Annotated in this window: 1 protein-coding gene; it reads right to left on the reverse strand. The window is 37.7% G+C overall.

Annotation, left to right across the window (positions count from 1 at the left end):
* The coding region (locus HMPREF2887_RS01355; RefSeq protein ID WP_148131474.1) for an LPXTG cell wall anchor domain-containing protein at positions 1-509 on the reverse strand (509 nt) is incomplete at both ends.

Here is a 509-nt window from a genome sequence, read left to right on the forward strand (position 1 = left end):
CTTTTTCATTACCTTTTGTCTTTTCAGGAACAAGGTTGTACACTTTATCACCAGACTTAATCGCTGTCGTCTTGTGGTCTGTTGTATCGTAGTTTTCACCAACCTTAGAATGAGAAGTATCCGTTACATCTTCTTTAATTTTCTTACCAGATTCATCTACATAGTGAACCACAACATCACCATAATCTTGAGGTGAGTCTACTGTTACCGTATTAGAATCACGTTCAACATTGTTGATAATTTCAGTAAAGGTGTTCTTCACGGTACCAGTATTCAGTTGTTTCACTTGCATGTAACCTGTAGCTTGGAATTCACTATTATCTGAAATCTTGCTCAAGAAGTCACTAGAGAATGAATACACAACTGTTCTTGACTTGTGATCAATCGTTTGGCTGACATATTGCGTCAAGTCAGTACCTTTAGCTAATCTTGTACCGTCTTTCAAGAGAAGGTCTGTCTTCGCAAACCATTTGTGAACACCGTTGTATTCTACTAATGGAGAGTAAGTG

The sequence above is a fragment of the Streptococcus sp. HMSC071H03 genome, assembly GCF_001813035.1.
Classification (GTDB): domain Bacteria; phylum Bacillota; class Bacilli; order Lactobacillales; family Streptococcaceae; genus Streptococcus; species Streptococcus anginosus.